This window comes from Massilia aquatica, from assembly GCF_011682045.1.
GTDB classification, from domain to species: domain Bacteria; phylum Pseudomonadota; class Gammaproteobacteria; order Burkholderiales; family Burkholderiaceae_D; genus Telluria_A; species Telluria_A aquatica.
The window spans coordinates 32,258-58,704 of record NZ_VVIW01000028.1; the positions used below are offsets into that span (position 1 = coordinate 32,258).

A 26,447-nucleotide genomic window follows, 5' to 3' on the forward strand; every position below is an offset into this window, starting at 1 on the left:
GCGGCCGCGGCCTTACGGTTGGTTTTCTTCCGGCGGGAACAGCCGGGCCAGCCGTTTTTCGATCTCCTTGAGGTCGGCGCCGTTGTCGCGCACATTGTCCCAGATGCTGTGATCGAGCCGCATCTTGTGGTTCATGGAACTGATCAAGGGCAATAGCGCCTGCTCGTAGCTGTCCGCCAGGCGCAGCACCGCCGCCTGCAAGGTGGCCTGTTCCGGCACGGTCACATGCACCGCCGGCGCCATGTGCTGGCCCAGCGCGGCGATCTGCTTGCCGATCTCGGACAAGGTGTTGGCCACGCGGGTGGCGCCATCGGCGTCGGCCCCGCCCTGCTTGCGCAGGCGTACGAAATCAGCCACCAGGGCGGCCCAGCGCGCCTGCTCGGCCTCGCTCGGCTGACCCAGCAAATGCGCCAGTTTCAGCAGGTTTTCCTCGGCCCCGGTGGTGAGCGTCTGCGCTTCGCCGCGATAATGGTCGCGCAGCAGCGCATCGAGTTCGGCGTCGTTCATCAGGGCCGAGACCTTGGGCACAAGCTTGCTCATGTTGCGGTAGCTGCCCTGCAACTTGAACGGCGGCTCGGTGCGGTAGGCATCGTCCTGCGCGGCCGAGGCGATGTAGGCCATGTTCACGCCCAGCAGGGCGTCGCGCACCTTGAACAGGCGCTGCAGCACCTTGATGATCTCGGCCACTTCGGCGCTGGTGTACGGGTGCGCCAGTTCACCCGTCGCCAGTGCTTCGCCCTGCGCCATGCGGATCAGGCGCACCACATCCTGCGGGTCGCGCATCGCCAGCGGCTGCAGTTCCGGATGCGACACCAGTGCGTTTTCGATATACGACATGGCGAACACGTCTTCGCGCCCGCTGAGCACGTCGCCTAAGTTGTAGATGTCGGCCCGGTTGGCCAGCATGTCCGGAATCTTGAACACGTCGCCCGACTCGGTATATGGGTTGCCGGCCATGACGATGGCAAAGCGCTTGCCGCGCAGGTCGTAGCTGCGGCTGCCGCCCTGCCACACGCCCTCGACGCGGCGGGTGCCGTCGGCCAGGCCGATGAATTTTTGCAGGAATTCGGGGTTGGTGTGCTGGATGTCGTCCAGGTACAACATGACGTTATTGCCCATCGCCAAGCCCAGGTTCAACTTTTCGAGCTCGGCCCTGGCTGCGCTGTTGGCGGCCTGGGCCGGGTCGAGCGAGGTAACGTCGTGGCCCAGCACCGGGCAGTTGATGCGCACGAAAATCATGCCGAGGCGGTCGGCCAGGTATTCCATCAGGGTCGTCTTACCGTAGCCCGGGGGCGAAATGAGCAAGAGCATGCCCATCGAATCGGTGCGGCGGGCGTCGCCGGCGGCGCCGATCTGCTTGGCCAGGTTGTCGCCCACCAGCGGCAGGTAGACCTCATCGATCAGGCGGTTGCGCACGAAACTCGATAGCGGCTTGGCCTGGAACTGTTCCAGCCGCAGGCGCCGTTTTTCATCCTGGACCAGGCTCTGGCGCAGTTGCTGCAACTGCTCGCAGGCGGGCACGATCACATCGGCATGCCAGCTCAGGCGCCGCAGGAAGTCGTTGAGCTGAAGCGCCATGGCTTGCTCGCTGACGCGCGCATGTTCGCCCAGCAAGCCGTCGACGCGGGCTGTCAGCTCGGCCGGCTGGATATGGCGCGGCATGCCGCACAGCAGGCTGGCCGCCGCTTCCGGCAGCAAGGCCAGGTCGTGCCGGCCCTGCTGCATGAAAGCGTGCAGCCATTCGGTCGCCAGTTGCCAGCGGGTACGCCAGCCGAGCGTGGTGTTCAGCCATGGCAGCGCGATGGCGTGCCGTTCCAGGTGCTGCTGCAAGCCGTGCGCCAGCTCGGCGCCGGCGCGGCTGGCGACCCATTCGTGCGGCGCCGCGTGATGTGCGTCGGCGGCGTGGGAACCGAGTTCGGCCAGCAGGTAGGCGGCGCTCTGGTCGAGCAGGCTGTCGACGGTTTCGGTGGCGCCATCGAGCCACGGGTCGATATCGAGCCTATGCTGCGACAGGAAATCACGCAGGTCGTTGCCGAACTGGGCCGCGACTTGCTTGCCCATGCGTTCGCTGCCGAACTGGCTGCGCATCAGTTCAGCCTGTTGGGCCTGCTGCCGGGCGGCCTGGGCCGTGGCTTGGAGATCTGGCGTGCCTTCCAGATGCTGCCAGTAGATCAGGGCGACGGCGCGCGCCAGCGGGCTGTAGCGCAGCAGTTTGGCGTCTTCCAGCATCGGCAGCAACTGGCGCAGGATCAGGCTGGCGTCGTGGTCGTGGATGCCTTTCTGGTAGCCCTCGTGGAAGCGCGGCGCGGCGAAGCGGCGCACGGCCTCTTCCAGCGCGGGTTCCGCCGGGTCGCGCGCGCCCTGCACCAGGGCGGTCCAGTCCATGCCCGCGTTGCCTTGTTGCGCCGACAGCACAAATTGCCAGGCCAGGTATTCGGCCCGGTACACCTGCGCGCTTTCGGAAACCGTCTCGAAACCCCAGTACGCTTGCAGTGCATCGAGGCGGGCGTCGGCCAGCGGCGCAAAGTAATCGGTGCCGGCCAGATGGTAGGCCGGGTGGCCTTCGCGCGTGACCAGGGCCAGGTCGAGCGCCTGTTGGTTGACGGTGAACGCGTGCTTGCCGAGGCGGATGGTGTTGCCGGTGACTAGTTCGTTGCGGTCGCGCAGGGATCGCTGGCCCTGCTCGCGCAGCGCTTTCAACTGCCCGGCCAAATCGTCGGCGCCGACCGCGCCGCCCAGCTTGCGCAAGTCGGCAATGCTGCTGCGCAGCTTGCCCAGCAAGGCGTCGGAGGCGAAATAGGCTTCCAGCTGGGCCGCGTCGTTCAGTTGCGCCAGGCGCTTTGGCACGCCGGCCAGGATGCGCCGCGCCGCTTCGACAATGGCTTGCAGGCGGCGGCCGCGCTGGTCCAGCAGGGCCTGCTTGCGGCCCTCAAACGCTTCGTACACGGATTCGCGCTTGTGGCCAATTTCGGCCAAATAATCTTCTTGCTCGGCGAAACGGGCTTCCAGGTCTTCCAGCTGGGCCAGCAGGCGGGTCAGCAGTTCGTCGCAGCGCTCGGGCGAGTCGCTTTGCTCGAGCGCGCTTTCGACCGACTGGCCGAACAGCTGGAACTGGGCGGCGAATTCGGCCGCCGATTCGCCCTGCGAAAGCTGCTTGCGCCGCTGGCGCGCCTGGGCGCGCAGCTTGTTGACGTCGGCATAAATGGTCGAGATGGTGTTGAGGATGCGCGTGCGCAAGGTAGCGTCGCCCACCGCCAGGGTGCCCAGCAGTTCGGTCAGGCCGTCCAGGCGCGCGGCGTTCTGGTCGAGCGTGTCGTTGAGCGGGACCAGCTCGGCCGTGGTGTGCATCTCCGGCAGCTGGGCGCGCTGTTTGGCCAGTTCTTCGGTGAAGCGGACAAAGGCGTCGTCGCGTGCCAGGAAGGTGATGGTGTTGCCCGATACGCGCGCTTCTTCGGCCGCCAGTTCGGCGTCGAGCGCGTCGAGCTGCGCCACGTCCATGTAGCGCTGTTCCTTGAGGCTGGCCAGGCGCCCGCGCGCCAGCCGGATCGCGTTGAGGGCGTCGATGAAGTCGGCGGGCGACTGCCACAGGCGGCTGGCGGTGTCAGTGAGCAACTGGCGCTGCGCCAGCGCGGCCTGGGCCAGGGTGGCGGCGGCGTCGCGCCGCACGGCGGCGGCCTTGTCGAATTCGTCGAGGGTGGCGCCGGCCACGGTAATCATGGCGTGCACTTCGCTGCCGGCGTCATGCGCTTCTGGCGTGCCCAGCCAGTGGAAGGCGTCGGCGATGCGGCGGCACTGGCGCAGCAGGGCTTCGAACACGAAGCGGCCAGGCAGCTGGTCGCGCGGAGCGTCGGCCTGCTCGCGTACTGCGCGCGCCACTGACAACAACTCGGACAGGCCGCGCACCAGCTCGCGGTTACCGATCTTGCCCAGGTAGCTCTGGCGCGGCGCTTGCAGCGCGGCATGGTCGTCGCTCACGAACGCGGTCTGCCACAGCTGCATGGCGTGATTGCGGGTCGGTTCCTCGCTTTCGGCGGAAAACAGCAGCATGGCGCCGTCGGCATAATGCGCGTAGCCGTGCGCGATGAGCGGCTGGGCCAGGGTCTTGCTGATCATATTATAGGTAAGCAGCACGTACACGCCCTGCTCCACCCCGTAAAACACGTACAGCACGTCCTCGCCGTTGGGCGAAATTACGCGCCGCTTGAATTGCAGGCCCTGCGGCATGTCGGCGAAGATCTTGGCCTCGCCGCTTTGCAGGATATAGCCTTCGGGGAACACGATGCCATGGTCTTCGGGCAACTGCACGCAGGACGCGCCAATGGCGTCGACCCGGGTCACCTGCGCCGTGCGGCGGTTGAAGACCAGGTAGCGGAATACCGACTCGCGGTAGGGCTTGATGCGCAGCAGGATCAGCTCGCCCACGGCGGCGTAGGCGATGTCGCCATCGTTGAGCGACTGGTTGCGGTCCTCGACCGGCTCGGCGTAGATCCCGAGGCCCGTTTCGGTATTGTTTTCGATCTTGACCGTCAGGTCGCCGCCCACCGTTTCCACGAACAGGGTGTCGAGAATGTTGATATGCGGATGCTTGCCCAGCACGTGCTGCTCGCGCGTGGTCTGGATCCACTCGAAATCGTGGGTCGGCGGCAGCGCTATGTCGCGCTCGCCCCGGTTGTCGATGTAGGTGGCTTGCCCATCGGCTTCCAGTTGCCAGCGGAACACCCGCACATCGCTGATGCGTTCGCCGATCTTGAAGGCGGCCAGCAACTTGCCCTGGTGAATCCGCAGCTGGACCAGCTGGGCGTTCTTGTAATAGCTGTACAGCTCGCGAAATTCCGCCAGGAAGCGCGGCTGGTCGAGAAAGGTGTTCTCCAGCGCGAGCGGTTCGAGCTCGGCCTCGTCGCCTTCGGCGCGCAGGCGGTACAGGGCGAACACGTCCGCGACCTGGGTTTCCTGGCGCAAGCCCATGAAGACTTTGTAGCCGAACAGCAGCACGTCGCCGACCAGGACCAGATCGCGCGCCACGCAGTTGTTCTCGGTGCGGGCGCGGGTGCGCGCACGCAGCAGCATTTCCTGGCGTCCGAATTCGGCCAGGCGCGATGCGTTGAGCAAGGCCGCCTTCGCTTGCAGGGCTTTTCCGTGCTCGCCCAGACGCGCGCGCAGCAGGTCGAAACTGCTCGATTCGAGCGCATTCTCGGAAGGATTGCCGGAGTCGGCCGGCGCCGGTGCTGCGTGTGCGTCGCTCATGGACTCAATCCGCCTTGGTATTAAGAAATGCAATCATGGTAAGCCGGGAGGCGGGCCGGGCCCGCTCCCGTCCCGAGGCGTGGCTTACTCGGCGCGCGGTGCTTCCAGCGCCGGTTTGAAGGTCGCCAGCAAGCTTTTCAGCGCTTGCTGCTGCTGCGCCGTGCCGTCGCTGCTGATCCTGGCCAGCAGGGCCGACACGGTCAGGTTCTGCAATTCGCCCGACGAGCTGCCCAGCGCGCCGATCAGGCCGCGGATGTCGCCCACCATGTCGCGCTCGCCGCTCAGATGATCCTTCAGGCCCACTTGCAGGGTGCGGCTCTTCTCGACGGTGGCGTCGATGCCCTTGCCGATCGAGAGCGCCTTGACGAAGCGGTCGAAGTAATCGCCTTCGCCGCCGACGATGTCGATGCGCGCATTTTGCATCGCCTTGCCCAGCACTTCGGCCTGGTCCTTGGCGATCAGGGTTTGCGCGTCGATGCCCTTGTTAATCTGCTGGTTGGTAATTTCGAGCTGCATGCGGAACTCTTCGTGCGCCCGGGTTTCTTCGCTCATGGCCGACATGGCTTCGAATTTCAGGGCCAGGCCCTTCGATTCGGCCTCGAAACGCGCCTGGATGACCTGCGCCTCGGCATCGCCATGGGTGGCGGTGGCGGCGGCGTCCGCGGTCTTCACGGCCGCTTGCGCCAGGCCCATCTGCTCGACACCCGCCGCTTCGGCGTGCATGCGCAGGCGCGTCGATTCGGCTTCGGCCGTGCCCTGCTTGAGGATCGCTTCGGACGAGGCGATCATCACCTTGGCGCTGGCCAGGCCCGGTGCGGCCAGTTCGGCTTCCTTACCCTCGGCTTCGCGCTTTTGCGCTTCGGCGTGGCGTTCGGCCACTTTCAGGGCGGCGTCGGCGGCGGTCAGGTCTTGCACGGCGCGGTGCTTGGCCGAGCGCTCCGACGCTTCGGCGGCCTTGACCGTCATGACCAGTTTCTCCTCGGCGGCCGCTTCGGCCGAAATGATGACCGACTTTTTCAGACGGTCGGCTTCGGCGATCGCGCGCACATCCTTGATCGCTTCTTCCTGCTCGGCCACGGTGCGTTCGACCACGATGCGCTCGCGGATGACGTCGGCAATCGCCTTCTTCTGGATTTCGATGGCCTTTTCTTTTTCGATGGTTTGCAGCGCGACTTCCTTCTCGCGGTCGACCACTTCGAGCTGGCGCGCGCGGGTGACGCGTTCTTCTTCGATCGCCACGGCGCGCTTGCGGTTGTTTTCAGCCACTTCCTTCTCGCGGGTGGTGTTTTCCTGCTGCACCATCACCGTCTGTTCGGATTGCAGGCGCGCCATTTCGGACTTGGTGAATTCTTCCGACTGGATTTTCTGCGTTTCAGCCTGTTCGCGCGCCCGCACCGAGCTCACTTCGCGCCCCTGGCGCGATTCGGCGTCGGCCTGCTGGCGTTCCAGTTCCAGGATCGCCTCGCGGGTTTCCACGTTTTTCTTCTTGATGCGCATCTCTTCATCACGCTTGAGTTCGTTCGTGCGGATGTTTTCGATGGCGGTCAGCTCGGTGATCTTCTTGATACCCTGGGCGTCGAGAATGTTATGGCCGTCGAGCTTGTCGAGCGGGGTTTGCTCGATGTAGTCGATGGCGGCGTCTTCCAGCACGTAACCGGACAGGTCGTCGCCGATCTGGCGGATGATGTCGTCGCGAAAACGGTCGCGCGCCTGGTACAGCTCGACGAAGTCCATCGCCTTGCCGACCGTTTTGAGGGCTTCGGCGAACTTGGCGGCGAACAGGTTTTCCAGGGTTTGCTGGTTCGATGCGCGCATGCAACCGACCGCCTGGGCCACTTTCAGCACATCCTGGGTGGTTTTATTCACGCGCAGGAAGAACGTCACTTTGATGTCGGCGCGGATGTTATCCTGGCAAATCAAGCCGTCCTTGCCGTGGCGATTGATTTCAATCGTCTTCAGCGAAATTTCCATCATCTCTTTTTTGTGGATGATCGGGTAAACCATGCCGCCGGTGAAGGTGACTTCGGGCTCGGCGCGCAGCGTGTTGATGATCATGACGTGGCCCTGCTCGACCTTGTAGTAAAACTTGGAGAACAGCGCAAAACAGCCCAGAACGATGACGGTGATGATACCGATCGAGAGCAACAGAATGTCCATGATTTCTTTCAGGTTCTAATAGTTAGTCGTTAAAAAACGGCGGGTGCTGCCTGTACTTCGTATTGCTGGTTGGCCGGGTCGTAGGCGATGATGATGGCTTTGCTGCCTTTGGCCAGCGCGTTCGGCACGGCCGCCCAGACCCGGATATTGATGCTCACGCCGTGGGCCTCGACGTCGGCGCGCCCGAAACCCTGGTCCACGCTCTGGGTGGTGATGCGGCAGTCCTGGCCGACCAGGCTTTCGTTGGTGCGCGCGGCGTGCTTGACGAACAGAGCGCGCATGGGTTGCAGGACGCGCGCGGCAACCGGAATCGACAAGCCGCCGGAAAACACCAGCACGGCGCAGCCGGCCAGGGTGCGCAGCGTGTCCGTCGGCACCCAGTCCAGCACGTACTGGTGCAGCAAGGCGGTCGAGAGCCAGGTGCAGAACACCAGCACGCTGGCCGCCACCGACAGCGGCACCCCGCCAAGGCCGAGCGCGACCAGGTAGCCAGCCAGGGTGTGCAGGTCGGGCAAGTCGTGCAGGTCGTGCAGGTCGTGCGCGCCGTGGCCGTGGCCGACGTCGGTGTGCAGGTGCAGCGTATCGCCCACGTCGACCAGGCCGATAATCGACATCAGCCAGTACACCAGCAGCACGGCCAAAAAAACGGTGGGGACTGCGGTCGGAAAAGTGCTCAAAAGCTGCCAGAGGGTCATGCCGGGCGTTCCTTCTTGTCGAGGTTATTCATGCGGATGAGGGTGGGTCGCCGTCAGGCGCCTGTTGTTGCCTGGCGAAGTCGATCAGGGCGTCGTGCAGCGATTCCTTGATCTTGCGCTTGTCGTCCACCGCCAGGCCGAAGCGCCGGGCCAGGATGTCGTAATCGGCGTCGCTGAGCGAGACGGTCAGGCGCGGGCGCACCGGTTTGCTGGTGCGCGGCAAGCCGAGAATGGCACGGATCTGGTCCGACGGCGAGAGCTGGTTCTTGAACGCGGCGTAACGCACCGCGTCGATCACCTGTTTTTCAACGTCGAACGCCACCTGGAGCGAGCGCAAGGCGGCGTCCGATCCGGTCCAGCGCGGGGAACTGCGTACCATTCGCCCTCTCCTTTACAGCGGCTTGTCGGCGCTGGCGTTGGCGTTGGCCGCGAGCGCGGCGCGCTGTTGCAGGCGCTCCATTACCTCGGCCTTGCGCTTGGGTGTGTCGCCAATGCCGGCCGCGGCCAGCTTGCGTTCGAGCGCCTTGTCGCTGAATTCGCCGTCGAGGGCATCGGCCGCCTGCATGCGGTCGGCGGTATCCTGGTGGCGCTGCTTGATGCGTTCGAGCGATTCTTTCGCGCTCATCAGCTTCGAGCCGCTGTTGCCCATACTGCTGGAAATGGTGGCCGTGGCGCGGTACACGCTCTCGGTGGTCTTGGCCATCGCCAGTTCGCGCTCGTGGTCGCGCAGCACCGCTTCGGCGCCGCGGATCAGGTCTTTCAGGCGCGCGATGTGGCCGGCCAGCTCGTCGCGCACGGCGGTTTGCGCGACCAGCGCGGTTTCAATATCGGCCACCTTGCCGGCCACTTCCTCGGCCAGCGTGGACTGGTTTTTTTGCAGCGCTTCCAGGGCCAGCGCTTCGTAGCGACCGATCTCGCGTTGCAGGCGCTCGATTTCGCGGGTGGCCTGCATTTCCTTGGCCATGACCGCAGTCAGGTCCTGGCGCGCGGTGGCGACATGGGCCCTGGCTTCGACGATCTCCTGCTCGTAGATGCGGTTGGCGTTGTTGTCGACGATGCTCTGGCCGATCGAATGCACGTCGCCGCGCAGCATGGTGAGGATTTTTGAAAAGACAGCCATGATGGACTCCTTACTTTAAGAACTCAGAAAATACGTCGAGGGCTTCAAACGCGTTGTCGGCGACCATCGCCACATCGGTTGCAATGCTGTCGGCGCTGGCGTCGTGCGCCAGCGAACCGAAAATGACGTAGTGCTCGCCGACCCGGCCGAAGTTCGACAGCGGAATGGCCATGTTCAGGTCCATCATCGCTTCGAGCATTTCGTAGCGGCGCTCGGGGCGGATTTCTGCTTCGGTCCACAGGTAGCAGATGCACAGCACCTGGCTGGGCGTGGCGGTGACGAACACCGGCAACTCTTCCAGCCCTTCGATACTCATGCGCATGACGGGTACGCCATCGGCGGCGGTGGGCGGCAGCAGCTTGCTGGTGACGCCGATCGAGCCGGGTCTGCGCAGCAGGGCATGCTCAATTTCAAGCATCTGTTTCATTGCCATTTCCATCGTTTTGCTCCTTGCACGGTGCGTACTTCAATCGTCCCCTGATGGGCTGCCAGACATATTATGTCACGAGTATAAATACATGACATAAAATGTCAAGTGTTGGCATAGCATACACGGAATTGCCGACGTGCATGGAGGGAAATGGGAGGATTGGCGGGCGCGGCGCGTGCCGTCGCCTAATCGGTATCGGGTGAGATCGACGCGACAATGGCGGCAAACTGATACGCGATCAGTTCGCGCAGCGTCATGCCGGGAAACGTATCGTGCGGTTCGCTGTAGATGGCGATGTTGCCGAGAGTGTGGGCGTGCCGCTGTGCGGCATCGAGCGCAAGATCGCCGGGCGGGAGCACGTCGCACAGCGTTTCGATTTTCCAGCTGTTGTAATCGAGTTCGTCCTGGTCGAAACGCAGGTTGCCGAACATGCCGTTGCGGTCGAAATACCAGTAATCGTGCACGTCATCGTTGATATAGCGGCAGCCGAAGGCAATATAGTTCTCGTTGACCAGCTTGACCGTCTCCTCGTCCAGAATGTCGTCGAGATCGGATCGCCCGCCCCAGTGGGCATGGATAAAATCGACCAGTCCCTGCCCGGCATGGCTGCCGTACCGTCGGTCGCCGGCAGTGCGCAACTGTTCCAGCACTGCGCCGACGCCATCGAGCGCGATGGTTTGCCCGTAGCTATCGTCGTAATGCACATGCCTGAACGCGCCGCACTCCTGGTACAGCGCCCGCAATTGGTCCGGAATGCGGATGTTCAACAGCGTTTCTAGTGCCGCGATGTCTTGCGCCGTAGCGGGTGCGGCGAAAGCGAGGTCGAAACGCTCGGGGTATTCGGTGTCGGCGGCAACCGCGCGGGCGTTGAGGGCGATGATTGTATCGCGTGAAATCATGGATGGATTATCGGTTCGGGAAACTGATTGTAGACGATCGCAGTGGCGGCACTCCGTCCGGCCCTTGCATAAAATGTGCAAGTGCAATATATTGAAGCCATGAACCCGCACACCTCCCCTCTCCATCGCACCAGCCCGGCACTCCACGCCGACGCCGGCCTGCGTGCGGGCGCAGGTGTTGCACGAATTATCCGAGCGGCTGCATGCGTCGCTCGCTTTCGTGTGTCAGTCGTCGGATAAATTTCAAGCGAGCACTTGGCGGCAATTCGCGAAGCGTTCCGCACAAGTCTCATCCAGCTTTGCTCCCGACTTTTTCGGAGCATTCCATGACTACCTCGTTTTCCCCATCGCATGACCACGCTACCGTCACGCCCGCCGTACCCACCGCCGCTCCCAAATACGCACTGCGCCTGAAGCAGCCGGCCTTCTGGAACACCCCCAATCCCGCGATGGAAGAGCGCCTGCTGGCGCACTGGCGCGCCACCGGCCAGCGCCAGCAACTGGGCGCCGAACGCCAGGGCCAGCCGCGCTACTGGCTGCTCGACGGCCCGCCCTACGCCAACGGTAAGGCCCACTTCGGCCACCTGCTCAACAAAACCCTCAAGGACGTCCATGTGCGCTACGCCAGCGCGTGCGGCCACGCGGTGACCTGGCGCGCAGGCTGGGATTGCCACGGACTGCCGCTCGAACTGGCGGTCGAAAAACGCCACGGCGCGCAAGCCAAGCAGGACCCGCTGCGCTTCATGCGCCAGTGCCGCGACGAAGCGACCCACTGGAAGGATCTGCAGGCGGCCGCCATGTCGCGCCTGGGCTTGACGGCCGAGATGGACCAGCCCTGGCTGACCATGGATCCCGCGCGCGAGGCGCAATCGCTGTCGCTGCTGCTCGAGATGTGGGAGGCCGGCCTGCTGGTGGAGCGGCACTCGCCGGTGCACTGGTGCCCGGCATGCCGCAGCGCGCTGGCCGCCAGCGAACTGGAAAAGACTAGCAAGGAGCGCCTGGAGACGTTTTTCAGCGTGCCCTTCGACCCGGGGTCGTGCGAGGCGATGGCGCGGCGCGCATGCGAGAACGGCGCCGCCTGGCCGGACGGCCCGCTGCATCTGCTGTCGTGGACCACGACCCCGTGGACCCTGTGGGCCAATGCCGGCTTCGGCCACCCGCAGGCGGGCGCCTTGAGCGTCGCCACGCTCGCCAGCGGTGTGCGGGTGGCGCTCGCCGTGCAGGCACGCGAGCGCTTGCTGCGCGATTATCCGGCGATGTTCCGCCATGCCGGCCATGAATTCGACGGCGCGCTGGACTTCGCCGAACTAGGAAGCCTGGCGCTCGCCGCCGTCAGCCCGCTCACCGGGCTTGCCGCGCCCTTGCTGGCGGCGGCGTTTGCCAGCGAAAGCGAGGGCTCGGGCTTCGTGCACCTGGCGCCCGCCTTCGGACCGGACGACTTTGCCCTGCACGAAACCGATGGCGTGCGTCTCGACTGCCATGTGGGCAAGGATGGCCGTCTGCTGGACGTCGGCCAGGTCCCGATGCCGGCCGCGCTGCAAGGCGCCACGCTGGAGGTAGCGTCGCAGGCGTCGTACGACTTGCTGGCCGAGGCCGGGCGGCTGGTCCACATGGAGCGCAAGACGGTCGAAACGAACATGTGCTGGCGCCACAAGAAGGCGGTGTTTTACCGCGCCAGCGGGCAATGGGCGCTCGACCTGCACAAAGGTTTCGACGGCTGCCCTGAGGGCCTGGCGCAACGGGCGCTGGCCGCAGTCGATGCCACCGTGTTCCTGCCGGACGAGAAAGCCCGTGCGCCGCTAACCCTGATGATGTCCATGCGCCGCTTCTGGACCCTGTCGCGCGACCGCCTGTGGGGCGTGCCGCTGCCGTTCTTTCGCCATGCGGCGAGCGGCGAGCTGCATCCCGACACGGCTGCCATGTGGCGCGAGCTGGTCGAGCGCGTGCGGACCGATGGCGTCGAGGCCTGGCAAACGTTCGAGACGCCGGCCGGCTACACCAGGAGCGCGCAGAGCGTCGATGTCTGGTTCGACGCCGGCGCCGCGTGGCACAGCGCGGCCGAAGATGGTGGCGGCCAGGCCGACATGGTGGTCGAGGGCCAGGACCAGACGCGCGGCTGGTTCTTGTCCTCGTTCCTGCTGCATGCCTTCAAAAGTCCCCTGCCGCCGTTCAAGAAGGTGATGACCCATCGCTTCGTGGTCGACGAACAAGGCATGAAATTTTCCAAGGAAAAGGGCACGGCGCCGGACAGCGCGGCGTTGTTCGCCAAGTCGGGCGCCGATGTGTTCCGCCTGTGGGTGTGCAGCCAGGATGTGGGCGACGAGATGAAATGGTCCGGCACCTCGCTCAAACAGGCGACCCAGGATGCCAAGGACTGGCGCAGCTTCCTGCGTTTTCATCTGGCGAACATGGAAGACCAGGCCGATGCCCCGCGCCCGGTCGCGTTGCGCGCGCTCGACCGCCTGGCGCTGCGCAAACTGCATGAGGCGCGCACCCAGTGGCATGCGGGCATGGAAAACGGACGCTTTTACCAGGCGATGACCACCCTGGCGCAGTTCCGCCAGTGGGCCAGTTCGGAGTGGTTCGAGCTGTCCAAGCGCACCTTGTATTGCGCAAAAAGCGGCAGCGCCGATCTGGTGAGCGTGCAATGGGCGCTGCGCGAATCGTTTTTGCTGTGTGCCCAGATGCTGGCGACGGTGATGCCGTTCGCCTGCGAAGAGGCGTACCTGGCATGGCCCGGCCATCCGCGCGCGTCGCTGTTCCTGCACGCGCTGGCCAGTCAGGACACACTGCCCGATATGGAACCGGCGCTGCGCCAGCTTGATTCGATGCTGGCCTGGCGCCGCTCGCTGCAACCTCTGGTCGAACGGGCGCGTGCCCTGGTCGACAAGGGCACGCCGGTGTGCCTGGCGTTCGGGGGAAACCATGATGCGCATGGGGAGGACGAACTGCGCGCCCTCTTCCCCGGGGTTTTCGTGCTGCCGGATGACCATGCGAGTGCGCTTGAATCGTGGGAGACCGGTGCGGCCGGCGACGCGCTGCCGGTCCGTGCCGGCAAGCCGACCGTTCGCCCGCACCGGTGCGATCGCTGCCGCGATTATGTGAGACTGGCGCTGGACGATCATGGCCTGTGCCACCAGTGCGCGGCGGAGGTGGGGCACGATGTGACGCACTAAGCAAGCGCGAGTTGCGCGCCGCTGGCTAAGAAAGTGTACGACCATCCCAACGTCATTACGCTGGACCGGCTGCCACGCTTCTCAAATCAGTGCATGTCGGTGGCGTCGAGGAAGGCCTTGACCATCGCTTCGAGGCCGACGCGGTCTTCTTCGGTAAAGCGGTTCAACAGCGGGCTGTCGATGTCGAACACACCGTACAACTGGCCGTCCTTGATCAGCGGGATGACGATTTCGGCGTTCGAGGCGCTGTCGCAGGCGATGTGGCCGTCGAACGAATGCACGTCGGCCACCACGATGGTGCGGCGCTCCTGTGCGGAGGTGCCGCACACGCCACGGCCCAATGGAATGCGCGCGCATGCCACCTTGCCCTGGAACGGGCCGACCAGCAATTCCTGGGCGTCGCCCTTTTTGCCGGGACGGAGCAGGTAGAAGCCGGCCCAGTTCAGGTCCGCAATGGCGGAATACACCAGGGCGGAAAATTGCGAGGCGTTCGCGGTCAGATCGCGCTCGCCTTCCAGGATGCTGCTGACCTGGCGCGCGAGAAGAGGATAGTCACCTGTGTTGTTTTCGATGTTGTGCATACGGCTGGCTGATTGTCTGGTTGTTGAAAAACCGCGAGCGTGCGCGGGCAGCGCATTGTAGCGCGTTGTGGCGCCTTGCTAATCCTGCGCTACTCCTGCGGACTCGCCACCACCGCCTCGCCGATGGCATAAAAATGGCCGCCGGCGACGTGGTGAAGGCTGCGCAGGGCCGGGTCGGCGTCTTGGAAATGCCAGTGGCCGTCGCGGAACACCCGTGTATCGGCCCATGCGCCGCTCACTTCGCCGATGAACAGGTCGTAGGTGTTCTGGTTGTGCGCTTCCACAATCAGCGTGCAGGCCAGCCACGCGGAGCATCCCGCCACGAAGGGCAGCGCGCTGCCATCCATCCTGAATAACTCCACGCCGGCGTGCGCCAGCTTGGCCGGATCGTCGGCCAGACTGCTGCTGCCCACCCGGTTGGTCAACTGTACCTGCGCCACGGTGGGCACCTGGATGACGAATCGGCCGCTTTGCTCGACCAGTTGGCGCGTCCGGGTGTTCTTGTCGAGGACGACCGTCAGCTTGGGCGGCGCAAAGTCGAGCGCACAGGCCCATGCCGCGGCCATGACGTTGTCCACGCCGCCGTGATGCGCCGATACCAGGACGGTCGGGCCGTGGTTGATCAGGCGGTAAGCGTTTTTCAGGTCGACCGGTGCGATGAAGCTGTTCAATGAATCTCCTTGCGAATGGGTTGCGCGTGCATAGCCGGACATCATAGCCGCCTTTGCGGCAGGGTGCGCGCTGGCCCCGCGCTGCCTAAGATTCAATTTGGTACTAATCATGCAGTTTTTATGATTTCGTCCTGCAATTGAGAAAACGCTTGCGGATTCATTTTGAAACTAAGTACAATGCAAACATGTCAAGTCAATCAAACCACCCACAGGAGCCCAGCGTGAATGAGGTCATCTGCACCGTCGACACGGTACTGCTCACCCTTGGCGACGACGGCCTGTCGGTCGCCCTGCTCAAGCGCGAACGCGAGCCGTACAAAGGCGTGGCCGCCCTCCCCGGCGGCTACATCCATGCCGACAAGGACCCCGACGGCTACGGCGCCGCGCTGCGCGTGCTCAAGACCAAAACCGGCATCGACGTGCCGTATCTCGAACAACTGGGCGCGTTTACCGGCGCGGCGCGCGATCCGCGCGGCTGGTCGGTGTCGATGGCCTACTACGCGCTGGTGCCGCATGCCGTCATCAGCGCAGCAGGCCATCCGGGCGTGAAGCTGGTCGGCGTCGACCGCCTGCACACGCTGCCGTTCGACCACGGCGTGATCGTGGCGGCGGCCGTCGAACGGCTGCGCAGCAAAAGCCAGTATTCGTCGCTGCCGTGTTTTCTGGTCGGTGAACTGTTCACGCTCCCGCAACTGCAACGCGTGTACGAAGCGCTGATGGGCGAAGCGCTGAACAAGGTGAGTTTTCGCCGCAAGATGGCCGAACTCGATGTCCTCGAAGCGGCCGAAGGACAGATGGATGCGTCGAGCCCCAGCCGCCCGGCGCAGTTGTACCGGCTGCGTCCCGAGTTTCGCGACCGTCTGGGCCTGCTCAAGCGCGGTCTGTAAGCAATCAACCAAGGAGAATACGATCATGGCCATTATCGACAGAGTGAAGTGGGACGGCAGCCCGAGCCAGCTCGCATGGAAGTACCCGTCGCAAGAACTGTCGACCGGGACGCAGCTGATCGTCAACGAGTCGCAAGCCGCCTTCGTGGTGCGCGACGGCGTATATGAAGGACCTTTCGGGGCCGGCCGCCACACGCTCTCGACCAGCAACCTGCCCCTGCTGCGCAAGCTGGTGGGCCTGCCGTTCGGCGGCCAGTCGCCGTTTTCGGCCGAAGTATGGTTCGTCAACCTCGCTTCCACGCTCGATGTGCGCTGGGGGACACCCGATCCGATCCAGCTGCAGGATCCCAAATTCGGCATCATGGTGCCGGTGCGCGCCTTTGGCCAGTACGGCATCCGGATCGACGATCCCAAGCTGTTCCTGATGTCGCTGGTGGGCACGGCGCGCAGCATGGACGCGGCTACCCTGGCCGAGTACTTCCGTGCCATGAACACCACCCGCATCAAAACGGCGATTGCCGGCGCGGTTGGCGAAAGCGGCGTGTCGGTGCTGGAAATCTCTACCCGGCTCGATGCGCTGTCCATCACGCTCAAGGGCGTGCTGGCCGTCGAGATGGCGAAGTACGGCGTAGCGCTGACCGAGTTCAGCATCGAGTCGATCAACGTGCCGGAAACCGATCCGGCTGTGCAAACGCTCAAGGCGGCGCTGGCGCGGCGCGCAGAAATGAATATCGTCGGCTTCGACTACCAGCAGGAGCGCCGTTTCGACGTGCTGCAGACCGCCGCCGGCAACCAGGGCAGCGCAGGCACAGTGCTGGGCGCCGGCATGGGGCTGGCGATGGGCAGCGCCCTTGGCGCGAGCGTCGGCCAGATGACGGAAACCATTGCCCCCGCCGCGCATGGCGAGCGCCTGGCACTGCTGCGCGACCTGGCGGCGCTGCGCGAACAGAACATCCTGACCGACGCCGAATTCGACGCCGAGAAAAAACGCATCCTGGCTTGATCCCGACATGACCCCGCTCACCCTTCTTTGCCCCCAGTGCGGCAGCCCGCTCCCCCGGCAGGCGCTGTGGCGCATCGTCTCCTGCACCTACTGCGGGGCGGACGTGACGCATAGCGAAGACCTGGTGCGGGCCGCCGATTTTCATGCGGCGTATGTACGCTCGCGTGCCGGCGACGCGGCGGCCGATATTGCCTGCGGCGGGCAGCACTACCACAACGTCGCGCAGCTGGGCGCCGGCGGCAGCGCAAGCGTGTCGCTGGCCAACCGCAGCGGCGCCATGCCACGGCGCGTGGTGCTGAAAATCGCCCAAGCCGGCACGCCCGCAGGCCACCTGGCGCGTGAAAAAGCCATTCTCGACCAGTTGCAGGCCGACGACGTGCCCGGCGCGGCCTATTTTACCCAGCGCCTGCCGCAAGCGGTCGCCGTGGGCAGCAGCGCCAGCGCCGACGGCCGGCAGCGCGAGGTGCTGGTGCTGCGCCACCCCACGGGATTCTGGGGCAGCCTGGCCGACGTGCGGCTGGCCTACGGGCGCGCGATCGACCCGCGCCATGCGGTGTGGATGTGGCGCCGCGTGCTTGAAGTGCTGGCCTACGTTCACGCCAGCGGCTGGAGCCATGGCCGGCTCTCGCCCGAGCACCTGCTGGTGCATCCGGCCGACCACGGCGTGTTGATCATCGGCTGGTCCGGCGCGACCCGCAGGCATGATCGCACCGCGCAGGCGCGCGACCTGGTGCAGCTGGCCTGGGCCATGCGGGCGCTGTTGTCCGACCGGTTCGACCCTGCGGGCGAGCCGGTTTTGTCAACCTCCACGCCGGCCGCGCTGGTGCGCGTGCTGGAACGCGCCAGCCTGGACGCGGCATGGTGCGCATCGCTTGGCGCGGAAGGCATGCGCCAGGCCGTCGGCAGCGCGGCAAGGGACGCCTTTGGCGCTGCCAGATTCGTCGATTTCAGTCCCACCCCGACTAACTAAACCAATAAGGAACCATCATGGGTCAAGGTAATTACTCCCACGCTGCGCACGCAGCCCTGGTCGCCGACCGCGCGTCGGCATCCCGCACCGAAGTGTTCACCCAGCGCGGATGCCACGCGCTGATGAATCCCAACGGCCTGAAAATCCGCGAAGCGCGCGACAGCCTTGACCATCCCAACTCATTGGGCATCGTGTTCGCGCTCGACGTCACCGGCTCCATGGGCGACATTCCGCAAAGCCTGGCCACCAGGGAGCTGCCGACCTTCATGTCGCTTTTGGGCGCAGTCGGCGTCGCCGATCCGCAGCTGCTGTTCATGGCCATTGGCGACGCTACGTCCGACCGGGCGCCTTTGCAGGTCGGCCAGTTCGAGTCGACCGCTGAACTGATGGACCAGTGGCTCACGTGGAGCTACCTCGAAGGCGGCGGCGGTGGCAGCGGCGAAGAAAGCTACGAGCTGGCCTTCTATATGGTGGCGCAGCACACCGACATGGATTGCTGGGTCAAGCGGCGCAAGAAAGGCTATCTGTTCATCACCGGCGACGAGCTGCCTTACCCGGCGGTGTCGCGCCACCAGATCGGCAGCCTGGTGGGAGATACGCTCGATGAAGACGTGCCGATCGCCGAAGCGATTGCGGCGGCGGCCGAAACGTATCACGTGTTTTTCCTGATTCCCGACCTGGGCCGGCGCGGCCGCTGCGAAAAGCGCTGGCGCGAACTGCTGGGCGACCATGTGATCTGCATGGAGGAACCGGGCGACGCCTGCGCGGTGGCCGCCGCCATCGTCGGCCTGACCGAACGTGCCATTCCCGACATGGATGCGCTGGTGTCCACCTTGGGCGCCAACGCCATTGCGCCGCAGCGCGTGTCGGCCATCGTGCGCGCCCTGCGCCCGTATGCGGACCTGCTCGATCCGGACGCCGCCTCGCGCGTGCATGTGCCGGCGGCAGGCACGCCGGCAACGCCGTCGGCGTGGTGGAAGCGCATGTTCGCGTAAGGATGGCCATGTCTTCGACCCGTCTGGTGTCCCTGCTGGGACTTGGCTTTGGCGACTGCGGCAAGGGCCTGTTTACCGATTACCTGTGCCGCCAATGGGGTGCGCATACAGTGGTGCGCTTCAATGGCGGCGCCCAGGCCGGCCACAATGTGGTGCTGCCCGACGGGCGGCATCACACCTTTGCGCAGTTCGGCGCCGGCAGTTTTGTAGCGGGCACGGTCACCCTGCTTGCGTTTCCGGTGATCGTGCATCCGACCGCGCTGCTGGTGGAAGACGCGTACCTGCGCCGCGCAGGCGTGGACGATGCCCTGCGGCGCATCCTGATCGACGGGCGCTGCCGGGTCACCACGCCGTTTCATCAGGCGGCGGGACGCATGCGCGAATTGCAGCGCGGGGCGCAGGCGCACGGCAGTTGCGGCGTGGGCGTGGGCGAGACGGCTGGCCACGGCATCGATCACCCCGACCAGATTGTCCATTATGCGGACCTGGTGCAGCCGGCGGTGGCGCTGGCGAAACTGGAGCTGATGCGGCGCACCTTGCGCGCTGGCTTCAGCGAACGTTGCGCGGAGCCGGCCAACCAGGACGCTTACGGCGCTGAACTGGCGGTACTGGACGACGCCGGCATGGCATCGCGCTGGCTGGACCAGGTGGCGCAGTTGACGCGCCAGGTGCCGCCGGCCTCGCGTGCGCAGGTGTCGGAGCGGCTGCACCTGCCCGGGTACGTGCTGTTCGAAGGTGCGCAGGGCGTGCTGCTCGATGAGTGGCGCGGTTTTCACCCGCATACGACGTGGAGCAGCATTCACCCGGCGTCGGTGCAGGCAGTGGCGGCCGACGCGGGTCAGCATGCGCGGATCGAACACCTGGGCATCCTGCGCGCGTACATGACGCGCCATGGGAACGGCCCGCTGCCGACGCACGATGCGCGCCTGGATCACCTGCCCGAACCGCACAATGGGTCGGACGGCTGGCAAGGGCGCTTCCGGCGCGGGCATCCGGACGCTCTATTGCTGCGCTACGCGCTGCAAGCTGCGGGGCCGCTCGACGGCCTGCTGGTGAGCCACCTCGATGTGTTCCGGCGTGCGTCCAGCCTGCGCTGGTGCACCGGCTACGAGGCCGATGACGCGGCTGACGGCTTGTGCACGCGCGACCCGGTGTCGGGGCGGATCGACGCCATCCTGCCCGGCGCGGCGCACGATCTGGCGCACCAGGAGCGGCTGGGACACTTGCTGGCGCGCGCCACGCCGCACTATGCGGGCGAGCCGGTGGCCGACGCCGCCGCCTTCGTGGCGCAACTGGAAGCGCTGGCCGGCTTGCCGGTTTTGTTCGGATCGCACGGGCCGACGCACAAGCATGTTGTCGAGCAGTGAACCGCACGCTCTGGTTCAGTCAACGATGTGCCATTCGGCCTGTTCCAGTTGACAGAGAGTTGCGAGGGTGTTTTGCTGTAGTGACCGCAGGCGCTCGTCCGCAAGCCGGCCTTCAACCATCGCGCTGACAAAAAACCGGTCTTCCATGAAGCGTACCAAGATACCGTCGATCTCGACCCGGTAGACATTGTAACTGCGCTTGTCCTCACAGGCCAGCATCGCCGGATCGATGCAATACAGTGTCGCCAGGGCGTCAAAATCGGTGTGGAAATCGGTCGGCGAAAAAACATCGGGCGAATAGTCCAATAGTTCAATCGCGCCGTCCGGAGCGACAATCGTGACGCTTCCCATTCGGCGTCCCTCTTTTTACCAGCCATACTGTCCTCATCCATTCAAAGCCACAGAGGCACGGCGACATCATAAACGACAGGTACCGATCCTGAAAACGTTGCCAAAAACGTACGCGGTGTTATAAAAATGGATTCATTTATTGAAATCAAGTTAATTTGCTTGTATTGTTGAAAACACAAACCCGTGGTTTGGGCTGAACCTTCAAGCAAAGGCGCCACCTTGGCTACCAATCTACCCGAAGTGAGGCCGGCGATGTTTGCCGTTCCAATGATGCGGCTGTGGAGAAGTTTGAAAAGCTGGCGACAGTTCTCGGTCGGGCCGGTCTCGCTCTTCTACCGTTTTGGCCGCCGGGTACCGGTCTCGAACAACCGCCGCCGCCAGCAGCAGCGCGTCAAGCTCGATTGCGCCACTCCCGTCGCGGCGCCGGACAGCGCACTGTCGCCGCGCAGCGCTTACGAAAGCGAACGCGATGCATCGACCGAAACGGCCCTGATCGTCGGCGTCGGCCCCGGCTACGGCTTCGAACTGGCGCGCCGCTTCGCCGCCTCGGGCATGCGGGTGGCGCTGGCCTCGCGCAACGCCGAGCGGCTAGACGAACTGGTGGAAGAACTCGGCGCCGGCGGTGGACAGGTCAACGCCTACGGCTGCGACGCCACCGACGAACGTTCGGTGGCCGCCTTGCTGGCCACTGTCACCGAGGAACTGGGCGCGCCGCACCTGGTGGTGTATGCGGTGCAGGGATTTTGCCCGGGCACGGTGCTCGATACCGAAGTGCCGGCCTTCGAAGAGAGCTGGCGCCAGAACTGCCTGGGTGGGTTCATCGTAGCGCGGGCGGCGGCGCGCATGATGGTGCCCCTGGCGCGCGGCAGCATCATTCTCACCGGGTCGACGTCGTCGCTGATCGGGCGTGAAGACCATCTGAACCTGGCGGTTGGCAAATTCGGTCTGCGCGCGCTGGCGCAGGTGCTGGCGCGGGAAGTGTGGCCGTCGGGCATTCATGTTGCGCACGTGGTGATCGATGCGGACGTCAAGGATTCGGATGTGTTCGAGGCCGGCTACACCCAGGCGGAACCGCGCCATCTGGCCGACGCGGTGTTCGGCCTGCATCGACAGCCGCGCAGCGCCTGGACCAGCGAAATGGATTTCCGGCCCTGGAACGAAAAGTTCTGGCAGCACTGCTGACTCAGCCGGGCAAGGCGCTGCAACTGCTGCGCCCGGGCTGGTGCGCCGGGCCGACCGTCCAGTAAGTCGGGTAGGCTTTCCAGGCGGCCCCCTGGCGCGCCGGCTTGCCGTTGACGAAGAGGTTTTTTACGTCGTTCAGCAGCGGCAAGGTCGATGCGACGTAGGTGTGGGCCGGAAAATCTTCGGGAATAAAGGAGACGATACTGTCGATATCCTTGATCTCGGCCTGCGGCTTGTTGCCGCAGCCGACGCGCGGGTAAAAATGCACATCCTGCGATAGCTGCATGGCAAAGTCGAACGGGGACAGATAGACCGTGGTGCGTTCGGCGACTTTCAGGTAGTTCTGGCCGTAGTGCATGAAGACATCCCGGTCCACGTCCGGCGCGGCCAGGATGATCTGGCCGAACGGTTTCTTTTCGCCGGGGAGCACCTGCATGCGCGAGATCACGCGCAGCAACGGGCGATTGCCCATGCTGTGCGCAATGATATGCACCTTTCTGCCGCCCGCCGCAGCGCGCACGGTTTTCAAGAACGCTTCGAGATGGATTTCGCTGGCGTCGGCAGTGGCTTCGTCGTGCGTATATTTACGGTAGTTCTTGTTTGCGGCCCACGAGAAAAACATCATGTTATTCGGTGCGACATTCAAATCGAAACCGAGTTGCGCGGCCCTGAGCGCGGCGTCTTCGAATGAATTGTTATAGCCATGGATGAACACCAGCAGGTAGCCGCTTTCCGGATTGGCGCCAGCGCCCAGCTGGCTTTTGGCGAGCGCCATGAAACTGTCCTGGCTGTGGAATTCGATATCGCCCGCGGCAATGGCCAGGCGCGTATCGCGCGGGGAGAAAATGCCGTTTTCACCCAAAGAACCCGTCATGCGCCCTTTCGGGATGGTGACAATCACCCGGCCGTATTGCACGCGGCCGGCGCGCTGGTCCAGGTAGGCCGTTTTTGCGCTATTGGGCATGCGCGAGGTTCCATAAAGAACCGGGTATTTGACTTCCTTGTCGGTATAGGCGGCCTTGATTTCCGGGATTGGCGGTAGCCGCTGGACTTCAGTCGTGGCGCACGAGGCCAGCAGCAAGGACACGGCGATAAGCGCGAGAGCACGTTTCATGGAGGGCCTGTTAGTTTGATCGGAAGAAGGCGTAACTCGATGGAAAGCGCGCCCGGGATAGCGGTGCAATATTGTACAGACAATCTTGAGAGAAAAGCCATGCCCGCTCGCGCAACACTGCTTGGTGCCCTTCTTTTCTCGCTGTTCCAGGTCGCACGTGGCCAGCCATTGCCGGACATGCCGCCGCCGCCCATGCCAATAGGTGTTGGCGACTGCAAAGGAGTTGATCGGATTTGCCCGAAAAAAAGAATCAGGAAACTTAAAAGCAACCGATCTCGTCAAACGCAACCTGCGCGCTGGCGAGCTTCTTGCCAGTCCGGGCGGATATGACGTTCTGGATTGTCGATAATGCTGCGATATCATAGCGCTTGCAGCGTACGGTATTCCATACATCGCCAGTGGAGGCGTTAACTGCGAAATGGCCCTGCACATTCGATGTATGCTTCTTGCGGTTACTGTACACCACGCCGAAGTCGTAGTATCCCGGTCGGTACTGGGTACCTTGTTGGTCGCCACGCCACGGCCCGTCAATCCACATGCCGGGATTAGACATATCGATTTTTTCGTGTTTCAACACCACAAGGAGAACCTGCCTGGCCTGCTCCGCCGTCAAGCCCGAGGCGTGGATCTCTTTCGGCTGGAGCGTTTGCGAACTACCTGGCACACAGACAAGCACGCCTGCGGCAAGCAGCAGCGCTTCAAGACGACTTACGATGACCATGTTTACATTCGGGAAGAAACTGGCGTTCAGGATAGAGCGAACATCGGCATCCGCCGGCGCGATGCGGGCGGATGCTGTCGGTGCGGCGCTGCGCGGCAGCGCCGCCGGGGGCGTTAGACGTTGACGCCGAAGGACGAGGCCAGAGGCCCCAGGCCGCCGTTGAAGCCCTGGCCGACCGCGCGGAATTTCCAGTCGCCGGCATGACGGTAGATCTCGCCGAAAATCATGGCCGCTTCGGTCGAGCCGTCTTCCGACAGGTCGAAACGGGCGATTTCGCTATCGTTGGCGGCATTGACGCAGCGGATGAACGCGTTCGACACCATGCCAAAGTTCTGTTTGCGCGCAGGCGCATCGTGGATGGTGACGCAGACCGAAATTTTTTCGACATCGGCCGGTACGCGGCTCAGGTCGACAGTGAGGCTTTCGTCGTCGCCATCGCCGTCGCCGGTGCGGTTGTCGCCCGAGTGAACCACGCTGCCATCGACCGATTTGAGGTTGTTATAAAAGATCATGTCGGTGTCGGAGCGGACCTTGCCGTCGGACTTCAACATGAATACGGTGCCGTCGAGATCGAACTCGACGCCGCTGGTGGAGCGGGCGTCCCAGCCCAGACCGATTACCATTTTCGTCAGGCCGGGCGCTTCCTTGCTCAGGTTGACGTTGCCACCCTTGGTCAGACTAATTGCCATCTTTAATTCTCCTGTTTTAATGACTGCACGAGCCTTCATTATAGGGGCTGCGCGCGCAGTTGGCAGGAGGCGCTGGCAAAAAAGGCAAGGAGAGTTGCCAGGCTTACTGCGCTTTCAGGTAGTCGAGCAGGTCGAGGCGCTCTTCTTTGGTAAGGGGCTGCAGCGTTTGCGCGCCGTCGACCCGGACCACGGTGCCGTATTCGTGGCCGGCGTTGCTGTTGCCGGCAAGTGCGGTGTCGAACAGGAAGCCGTCGTAGCCGTCGCTCTTGAGTCCCACCTTGAGCGGGTCGAATTCGCGCGAGCCGGTGCGAAACCTGGCGGGCCGGCATTCGGCTTGTTTGTCGCCGCCCGCGCATTGCGCCGGCAGCAGCAGGTCGTACAGGGTCGGCACCGAACCGTTGTGCAGGTATGGCGAGGTGGCCCAGATGCCGTTGAGCGCGCGCCCTTTGTAGGCGCGTAAAGACGCGTACGGGTCGATGGTGGTGTCGATGGTGTAGTTGCCCTGCTTGTTGGACGGCTTGATCTCGTTGCTGGAGTAGGCCTTGGACATGTTGTTGAGCCATTCGGCCCAGCGCTGCACGAACGACTTGTCGGGATCGCGCGTTTCGAGCACGTTCATGGTGGCCTTGGTCAGCAGCGCGGCGATCGGCGCTTTTTTGTCGAGCAGGATGTTGCCGACGTTGGCGCCGACATACTCGTTGCGCAGGATGCCGGAGTAGCCCAGGTATTTGACGCTGTTGTCGGCCATGGCGGGATCGGTGCCGACTTCATCGAGCCCGGACATGTGGGCGACGATGCGGCGCGCCGGCGAGCTGCGCTCGATGCTGGCGTGGCAGCTGACGCAGTGCTGGTTGAACAGGCGTTCGCCGCGCAAGACCCGCGCCGGGTCGATCGAGGCGGCGCCGAATACCTCGCGCGGCCACTGGGGCGATTGCAGCGACGCGAGATGGCTCTCGATCAGGCGCAGGTTTTCCACATTGACCGAGGAGTCGAAGCGCAGCGCCTGTTGCTTGAAGCCCTTCCCGGCCAGGAGCGAACCGAGCGAATAGTCGGTGGCTTCGTGCCAGTTAAGGGTGCCGAAGACGCCGATCACTTCGCCGGCGTTGCGGCCAAGCGGGCCGAGGCCGGCGTTGTTGCCCAGGCCGTTCCACTGGACTACATCGTGCTGCGGCACATCCCACAGGAAGGGGTAGCTGACCGGGGCGTCGGCGTCGATGAACAGCTCGGCCCTGAGCCAGTCGATGTCTTCCTGGGTCTTGGCCAGGCGCGTGATGACCTGGTCGCGCTGGGTCGAACTGAGGGTGGCGCCGACCCCGGCCAGGGCGTCGCTGATCTGCGCCGGCGTGTATCTGTTGCGCAGGACGGCTTCGAGCTGGGTGCGGTTGAGCAGGTGTTCGAGGGTGCGGTTGTAGATGCGGCCGAACGCGTCCAGGCGCGCGTAGCCATAGTCGGTGGGGCTATGGTTGATGACGTTGTAGCTGACCAGGCGCTGGGTGTAGACGCGCACGTCGTCGATGACCTCGGCCGCGCTGGCGTAGGCGCCGCGCGCCAGCACTTCCTTGACGAAGCGCTGCTGCACCGCCGGCTGGTCGCGCACCGCTTTCATCGAGGCGGTCAGGGCGCTGAGGAAGCCGACCATGTCGGCGCCGCCCGGTCCGCCGTCGATGCGCAGCGCCAGGCCGCGGTAATTGAGCTGCGCCGTGTGGCAGGCGGCGCAGGTCAGGCCGATGTAGTCTTTCTTCAGGTAGCCGTCCTTGACGAAGCCGACCGGCAGCGCGTCCGGATTGGATGACGTGGCGCGCTGCGGCAGGTAGCGGAAGCGGTTCATGTGTTCGTTCGCGCGGAACAGGCTGCTGGCGCCCGGCTGTTCGAGCACCATGAAAAAGTCGTACGGCAGCAGGTTCGAGCCTTGGGTGGTGGTGTAGAACCACAGGCTGTCCTCGGGCTGCCAGTTCTGGTCGAGATAGGCCACTTTGGTGAAGCTGTCGCCGAACAGGTCGGCGCTGACGAGGGCGGCGCCGCGCCCGGGGTCGTTGTCGGATTTGTCCTGGTGGTGGAACAGGGCCACGATCAGCGGCGGCACGACCAGCACCAGGATCAGAATGAGAACGATGGCAAGCAGCCAGTGCCTGCGGAAGCGGCGAAGCATGATCGAGTACCCCCGGCGTGATTGGTGTACGTACTGAGCAAGTGCC

General features: G+C 64.3%; 21 protein-coding genes. 7 read left to right on the plus strand and 14 right to left on the minus strand.

Translation table 11 applies throughout. The features are described 5' to 3' along the window. Positions 1-12: 12 nt before the first annotated feature. The 7 genes from F1609_RS29110 to F1609_RS29140 all read right to left on the minus strand — a co-directional run bounded on the left by F1609_RS29110 (position 13) and on the right by F1609_RS29140 (position 10,545). Positions 13-5,244, minus strand: coding sequence for a DNA repair ATPase (locus F1609_RS29110; RefSeq protein ID WP_167080622.1), 5,232 nt, complete (start codon positions 5,242-5,244; stop codon positions 13-15). A gap of 84 nt (positions 5,245-5,328) precedes the next feature. Next, positions 5,329-7,401 (minus strand): flotillin family protein, encoded by a 2,073-nt coding sequence (locus F1609_RS29115; RefSeq protein ID WP_167080624.1) that lies wholly within the window; start codon positions 7,399-7,401, stop codon positions 5,329-5,331. Positions 7,402-7,430: 29 nt separating this feature from the next. Further along, on the minus strand, positions 7,431-8,096 hold the full coding sequence (locus F1609_RS29120) for a ubiquinone biosynthesis protein (protein WP_167080626.1): 666 nt from the start codon (positions 8,094-8,096) through the stop codon (positions 7,431-7,433). Between the two features lie 28 nt (positions 8,097-8,124). Further along, the gene (locus F1609_RS29125; RefSeq protein ID WP_167080628.1) at positions 8,125-8,475 is read right to left on the minus strand and encodes a hypothetical protein; all 351 of its coding nucleotides are present in this window, start codon (positions 8,473-8,475) and stop codon (positions 8,125-8,127) included. A gap of 12 nt (positions 8,476-8,487) precedes the next feature. Beyond that, a complete protein-coding gene (locus F1609_RS29130) occupies positions 8,488-9,216 on the minus strand; it encodes a PspA/IM30 family protein (protein ID WP_167080631.1) in 729 nt (242 codons plus the stop codon). A 10-nt stretch (positions 9,217-9,226) separates the two neighbouring features. Next, the gene (locus tag F1609_RS29135; protein ID WP_167080633.1) at positions 9,227-9,643 is read right to left on the minus strand and encodes a DUF2170 family protein; all 417 of its coding nucleotides are present in this window, start codon (positions 9,641-9,643) and stop codon (positions 9,227-9,229) included. A 188-nt stretch (positions 9,644-9,831) separates the two neighbouring features. Then, on the minus strand, positions 9,832-10,545 hold the full coding sequence (locus tag F1609_RS29140; RefSeq protein ID WP_167080634.1) for an SMI1/KNR4 family protein: 714 nt from the start codon (positions 10,543-10,545) through the stop codon (positions 9,832-9,834). 326 nt (positions 10,546-10,871) lie between these two features. Between F1609_RS29140 and F1609_RS29145 the strand changes: the two genes are divergently transcribed. After that, positions 10,872-13,721: a class I tRNA ligase family protein gene (locus F1609_RS29145; protein ID WP_167080636.1), complete on the plus strand. Its 2,850-nt coding sequence runs from the start codon at positions 10,872-10,874 to the stop codon at positions 13,719-13,721. Between the two features lie 86 nt (positions 13,722-13,807). Here F1609_RS29145 and msrC read toward each other — a convergent pair whose 3' ends face one another. Both msrC and F1609_RS29155 read right to left on the minus strand, forming a co-directional pair. After that, entirely contained in the window at positions 13,808-14,302 is a 495-nt protein-coding gene (gene msrC / locus F1609_RS29150) for a free L-methionine (R)-S-oxide reductase MsrC (protein ID WP_167080638.1), read from the minus strand. Between the two features lie 89 nt (positions 14,303-14,391). Further along, the gene (locus F1609_RS29155) at positions 14,392-14,973 is read right to left on the minus strand and encodes a flavin reductase family protein (RefSeq protein WP_167080640.1); all 582 of its coding nucleotides are present in this window, start codon (positions 14,971-14,973) and stop codon (positions 14,392-14,394) included. Positions 14,974-15,194: 221 nt separating this feature from the next. Between F1609_RS29155 and F1609_RS29160 the strand changes: the two genes are divergently transcribed. From F1609_RS29160 to F1609_RS29180, 5 genes are read left to right on the plus strand one after another with little or no spacing between them, the layout of a single operon-like run. Further along, entirely contained in the window at positions 15,195-15,860 is a 666-nt protein-coding gene (locus tag F1609_RS29160) for an NUDIX hydrolase (protein ID WP_167080642.1), read from the plus strand. Positions 15,861-15,885: 25 nt separating this feature from the next. Next, positions 15,886-16,863, plus strand: coding sequence for an SPFH domain-containing protein (locus tag F1609_RS29165; RefSeq protein ID WP_167080644.1), 978 nt, complete (start codon positions 15,886-15,888; stop codon positions 16,861-16,863). Between the two features lie 7 nt (positions 16,864-16,870). Next, a complete protein-coding gene (locus F1609_RS29170; protein ID WP_167080646.1) occupies positions 16,871-17,833 on the plus strand; it encodes a lipopolysaccharide kinase InaA family protein in 963 nt (320 codons plus the stop codon). A 17-nt stretch (positions 17,834-17,850) separates the two neighbouring features. Beyond that, entirely contained in the window at positions 17,851-18,828 is a 978-nt protein-coding gene (locus F1609_RS29175) for a VWA domain-containing protein (protein ID WP_167080648.1), read from the plus strand. An 8-nt stretch (positions 18,829-18,836) separates the two neighbouring features. Next, a complete protein-coding gene (locus F1609_RS29180) occupies positions 18,837-20,195 on the plus strand; it encodes an adenylosuccinate synthetase (RefSeq protein ID WP_167080650.1) in 1,359 nt (452 codons plus the stop codon). A 15-nt stretch (positions 20,196-20,210) separates the two neighbouring features. Here the strand turns inward: F1609_RS29180 and F1609_RS29185 are convergent, their stop codons facing one another. Next, positions 20,211-20,546, minus strand: a complete 336-nt coding sequence (locus tag F1609_RS29185; protein ID WP_167080652.1) for a hypothetical protein — start codon at positions 20,544-20,546, stop codon at positions 20,211-20,213. Positions 20,547-20,834: 288 nt separating this feature from the next. On the opposite strand from F1609_RS29185, the gene F1609_RS29190 reads away from it, so the two are divergent. Continuing rightward, complete coding sequence (locus F1609_RS29190) at positions 20,835-21,728, plus strand: SDR family NAD(P)-dependent oxidoreductase (protein WP_196785507.1); 894 nt, start codon at positions 20,835-20,837, stop codon at positions 21,726-21,728. 1 nt (position 21,729) lies between these two features. On the opposite strand, the gene F1609_RS29195 is transcribed toward F1609_RS29190, so the two are convergent. From F1609_RS29195 to F1609_RS29210, 4 genes are all read right to left on the minus strand, one after another. Beyond that, positions 21,730-23,124: an alpha/beta hydrolase gene (locus F1609_RS29195; RefSeq protein WP_167080654.1), complete on the minus strand. Its 1,395-nt coding sequence runs from the start codon at positions 23,122-23,124 to the stop codon at positions 21,730-21,732. Then, positions 23,102-23,563 carry a Tgi2PP family T6SS immunity protein gene (locus tag F1609_RS29200; protein WP_167080656.1) on the minus strand — a complete coding sequence of 154 codons (462 nt, stop codon included), beginning with the start codon at positions 23,561-23,563 and terminating at the stop codon, positions 23,102-23,104. The genes F1609_RS29195 and F1609_RS29200 overlap by 23 nt, the downstream gene beginning before the upstream one ends. Positions 23,564-23,676: 113 nt before the next feature. Further along, on the minus strand, positions 23,677-24,252 hold the full coding sequence (locus F1609_RS29205; RefSeq protein ID WP_167080658.1) for a TerD family protein: 576 nt from the start codon (positions 24,250-24,252) through the stop codon (positions 23,677-23,679). Positions 24,253-24,355: 103 nt separating this feature from the next. Further along, positions 24,356-26,401 (minus strand): di-heme-cytochrome C peroxidase, encoded by a 2,046-nt coding sequence (locus F1609_RS29210; protein ID WP_167080660.1) that lies wholly within the window; start codon positions 26,399-26,401, stop codon positions 24,356-24,358. Positions 26,402-26,447 lie beyond the last annotated feature (46 nt).

Bases quoted from the DNA above. Each gene is read 5' to 3' on its own strand.
- F1609_RS29110 (WP_167080622.1), bottom strand. From the start codon at position 5,244: ATGAGCGACGCACACGCAGCACCGGCGCCGGCCGACTCCGGCAATCCT.
- F1609_RS29115 (WP_167080624.1), bottom strand. From the start codon at position 7,401: ATGGACATTCTGTTGCTCTCGATCGGTATCATCACCGTCATCGTTCTG.
- F1609_RS29120 (WP_167080626.1), bottom strand. From the start codon at position 8,096: ATGACCCTCTGGCAGCTTTTGAGCACTTTTCCGACCGCAGTCCCCACC.
- F1609_RS29125 (WP_167080628.1), bottom strand. From the start codon at position 8,475: ATGGTACGCAGTTCCCCGCGCTGGACCGGATCGGACGCCGCCTTGCGC.
- F1609_RS29130 (WP_167080631.1), bottom strand. From the start codon at position 9,216: ATGGCTGTCTTTTCAAAAATCCTCACCATGCTGCGCGGCGACGTGCAT.
- F1609_RS29135 (WP_167080633.1), bottom strand. From the start codon at position 9,643: ATGAAACAGATGCTTGAAATTGAGCATGCCCTGCTGCGCAGACCCGGC.
- F1609_RS29140 (WP_167080634.1), bottom strand. From the start codon at position 10,545: ATGATTTCACGCGATACAATCATCGCCCTCAACGCCCGCGCGGTTGCC.
- F1609_RS29145 (WP_167080636.1), top strand. From the start codon at position 10,872: ATGACTACCTCGTTTTCCCCATCGCATGACCACGCTACCGTCACGCCC.
- msrC (WP_167080638.1), bottom strand. From the start codon at position 14,302: ATGCACAACATCGAAAACAACACAGGTGACTATCCTCTTCTCGCGCGC.
- F1609_RS29165 (WP_167080644.1), top strand. From the start codon at position 15,886: ATGGCCATTATCGACAGAGTGAAGTGGGACGGCAGCCCGAGCCAGCTC.
- F1609_RS29170 (WP_167080646.1), top strand. From the start codon at position 16,871: ATGACCCCGCTCACCCTTCTTTGCCCCCAGTGCGGCAGCCCGCTCCCC.
- F1609_RS29175 (WP_167080648.1), top strand. From the start codon at position 17,851: ATGGGTCAAGGTAATTACTCCCACGCTGCGCACGCAGCCCTGGTCGCC.
- F1609_RS29180 (WP_167080650.1), top strand. From the start codon at position 18,837: ATGTCTTCGACCCGTCTGGTGTCCCTGCTGGGACTTGGCTTTGGCGAC.
- F1609_RS29185 (WP_167080652.1), bottom strand. From the start codon at position 20,546: ATGGGAAGCGTCACGATTGTCGCTCCGGACGGCGCGATTGAACTATTG.
- F1609_RS29200 (WP_167080656.1), bottom strand. From the start codon at position 23,563: ATGGTCATCGTAAGTCGTCTTGAAGCGCTGCTGCTTGCCGCAGGCGTG.
- F1609_RS29205 (WP_167080658.1), bottom strand. From the start codon at position 24,252: ATGGCAATTAGTCTGACCAAGGGTGGCAACGTCAACCTGAGCAAGGAA.
- F1609_RS29210 (WP_167080660.1), bottom strand. From the start codon at position 26,401: ATGCTTCGCCGCTTCCGCAGGCACTGGCTGCTTGCCATCGTTCTCATT.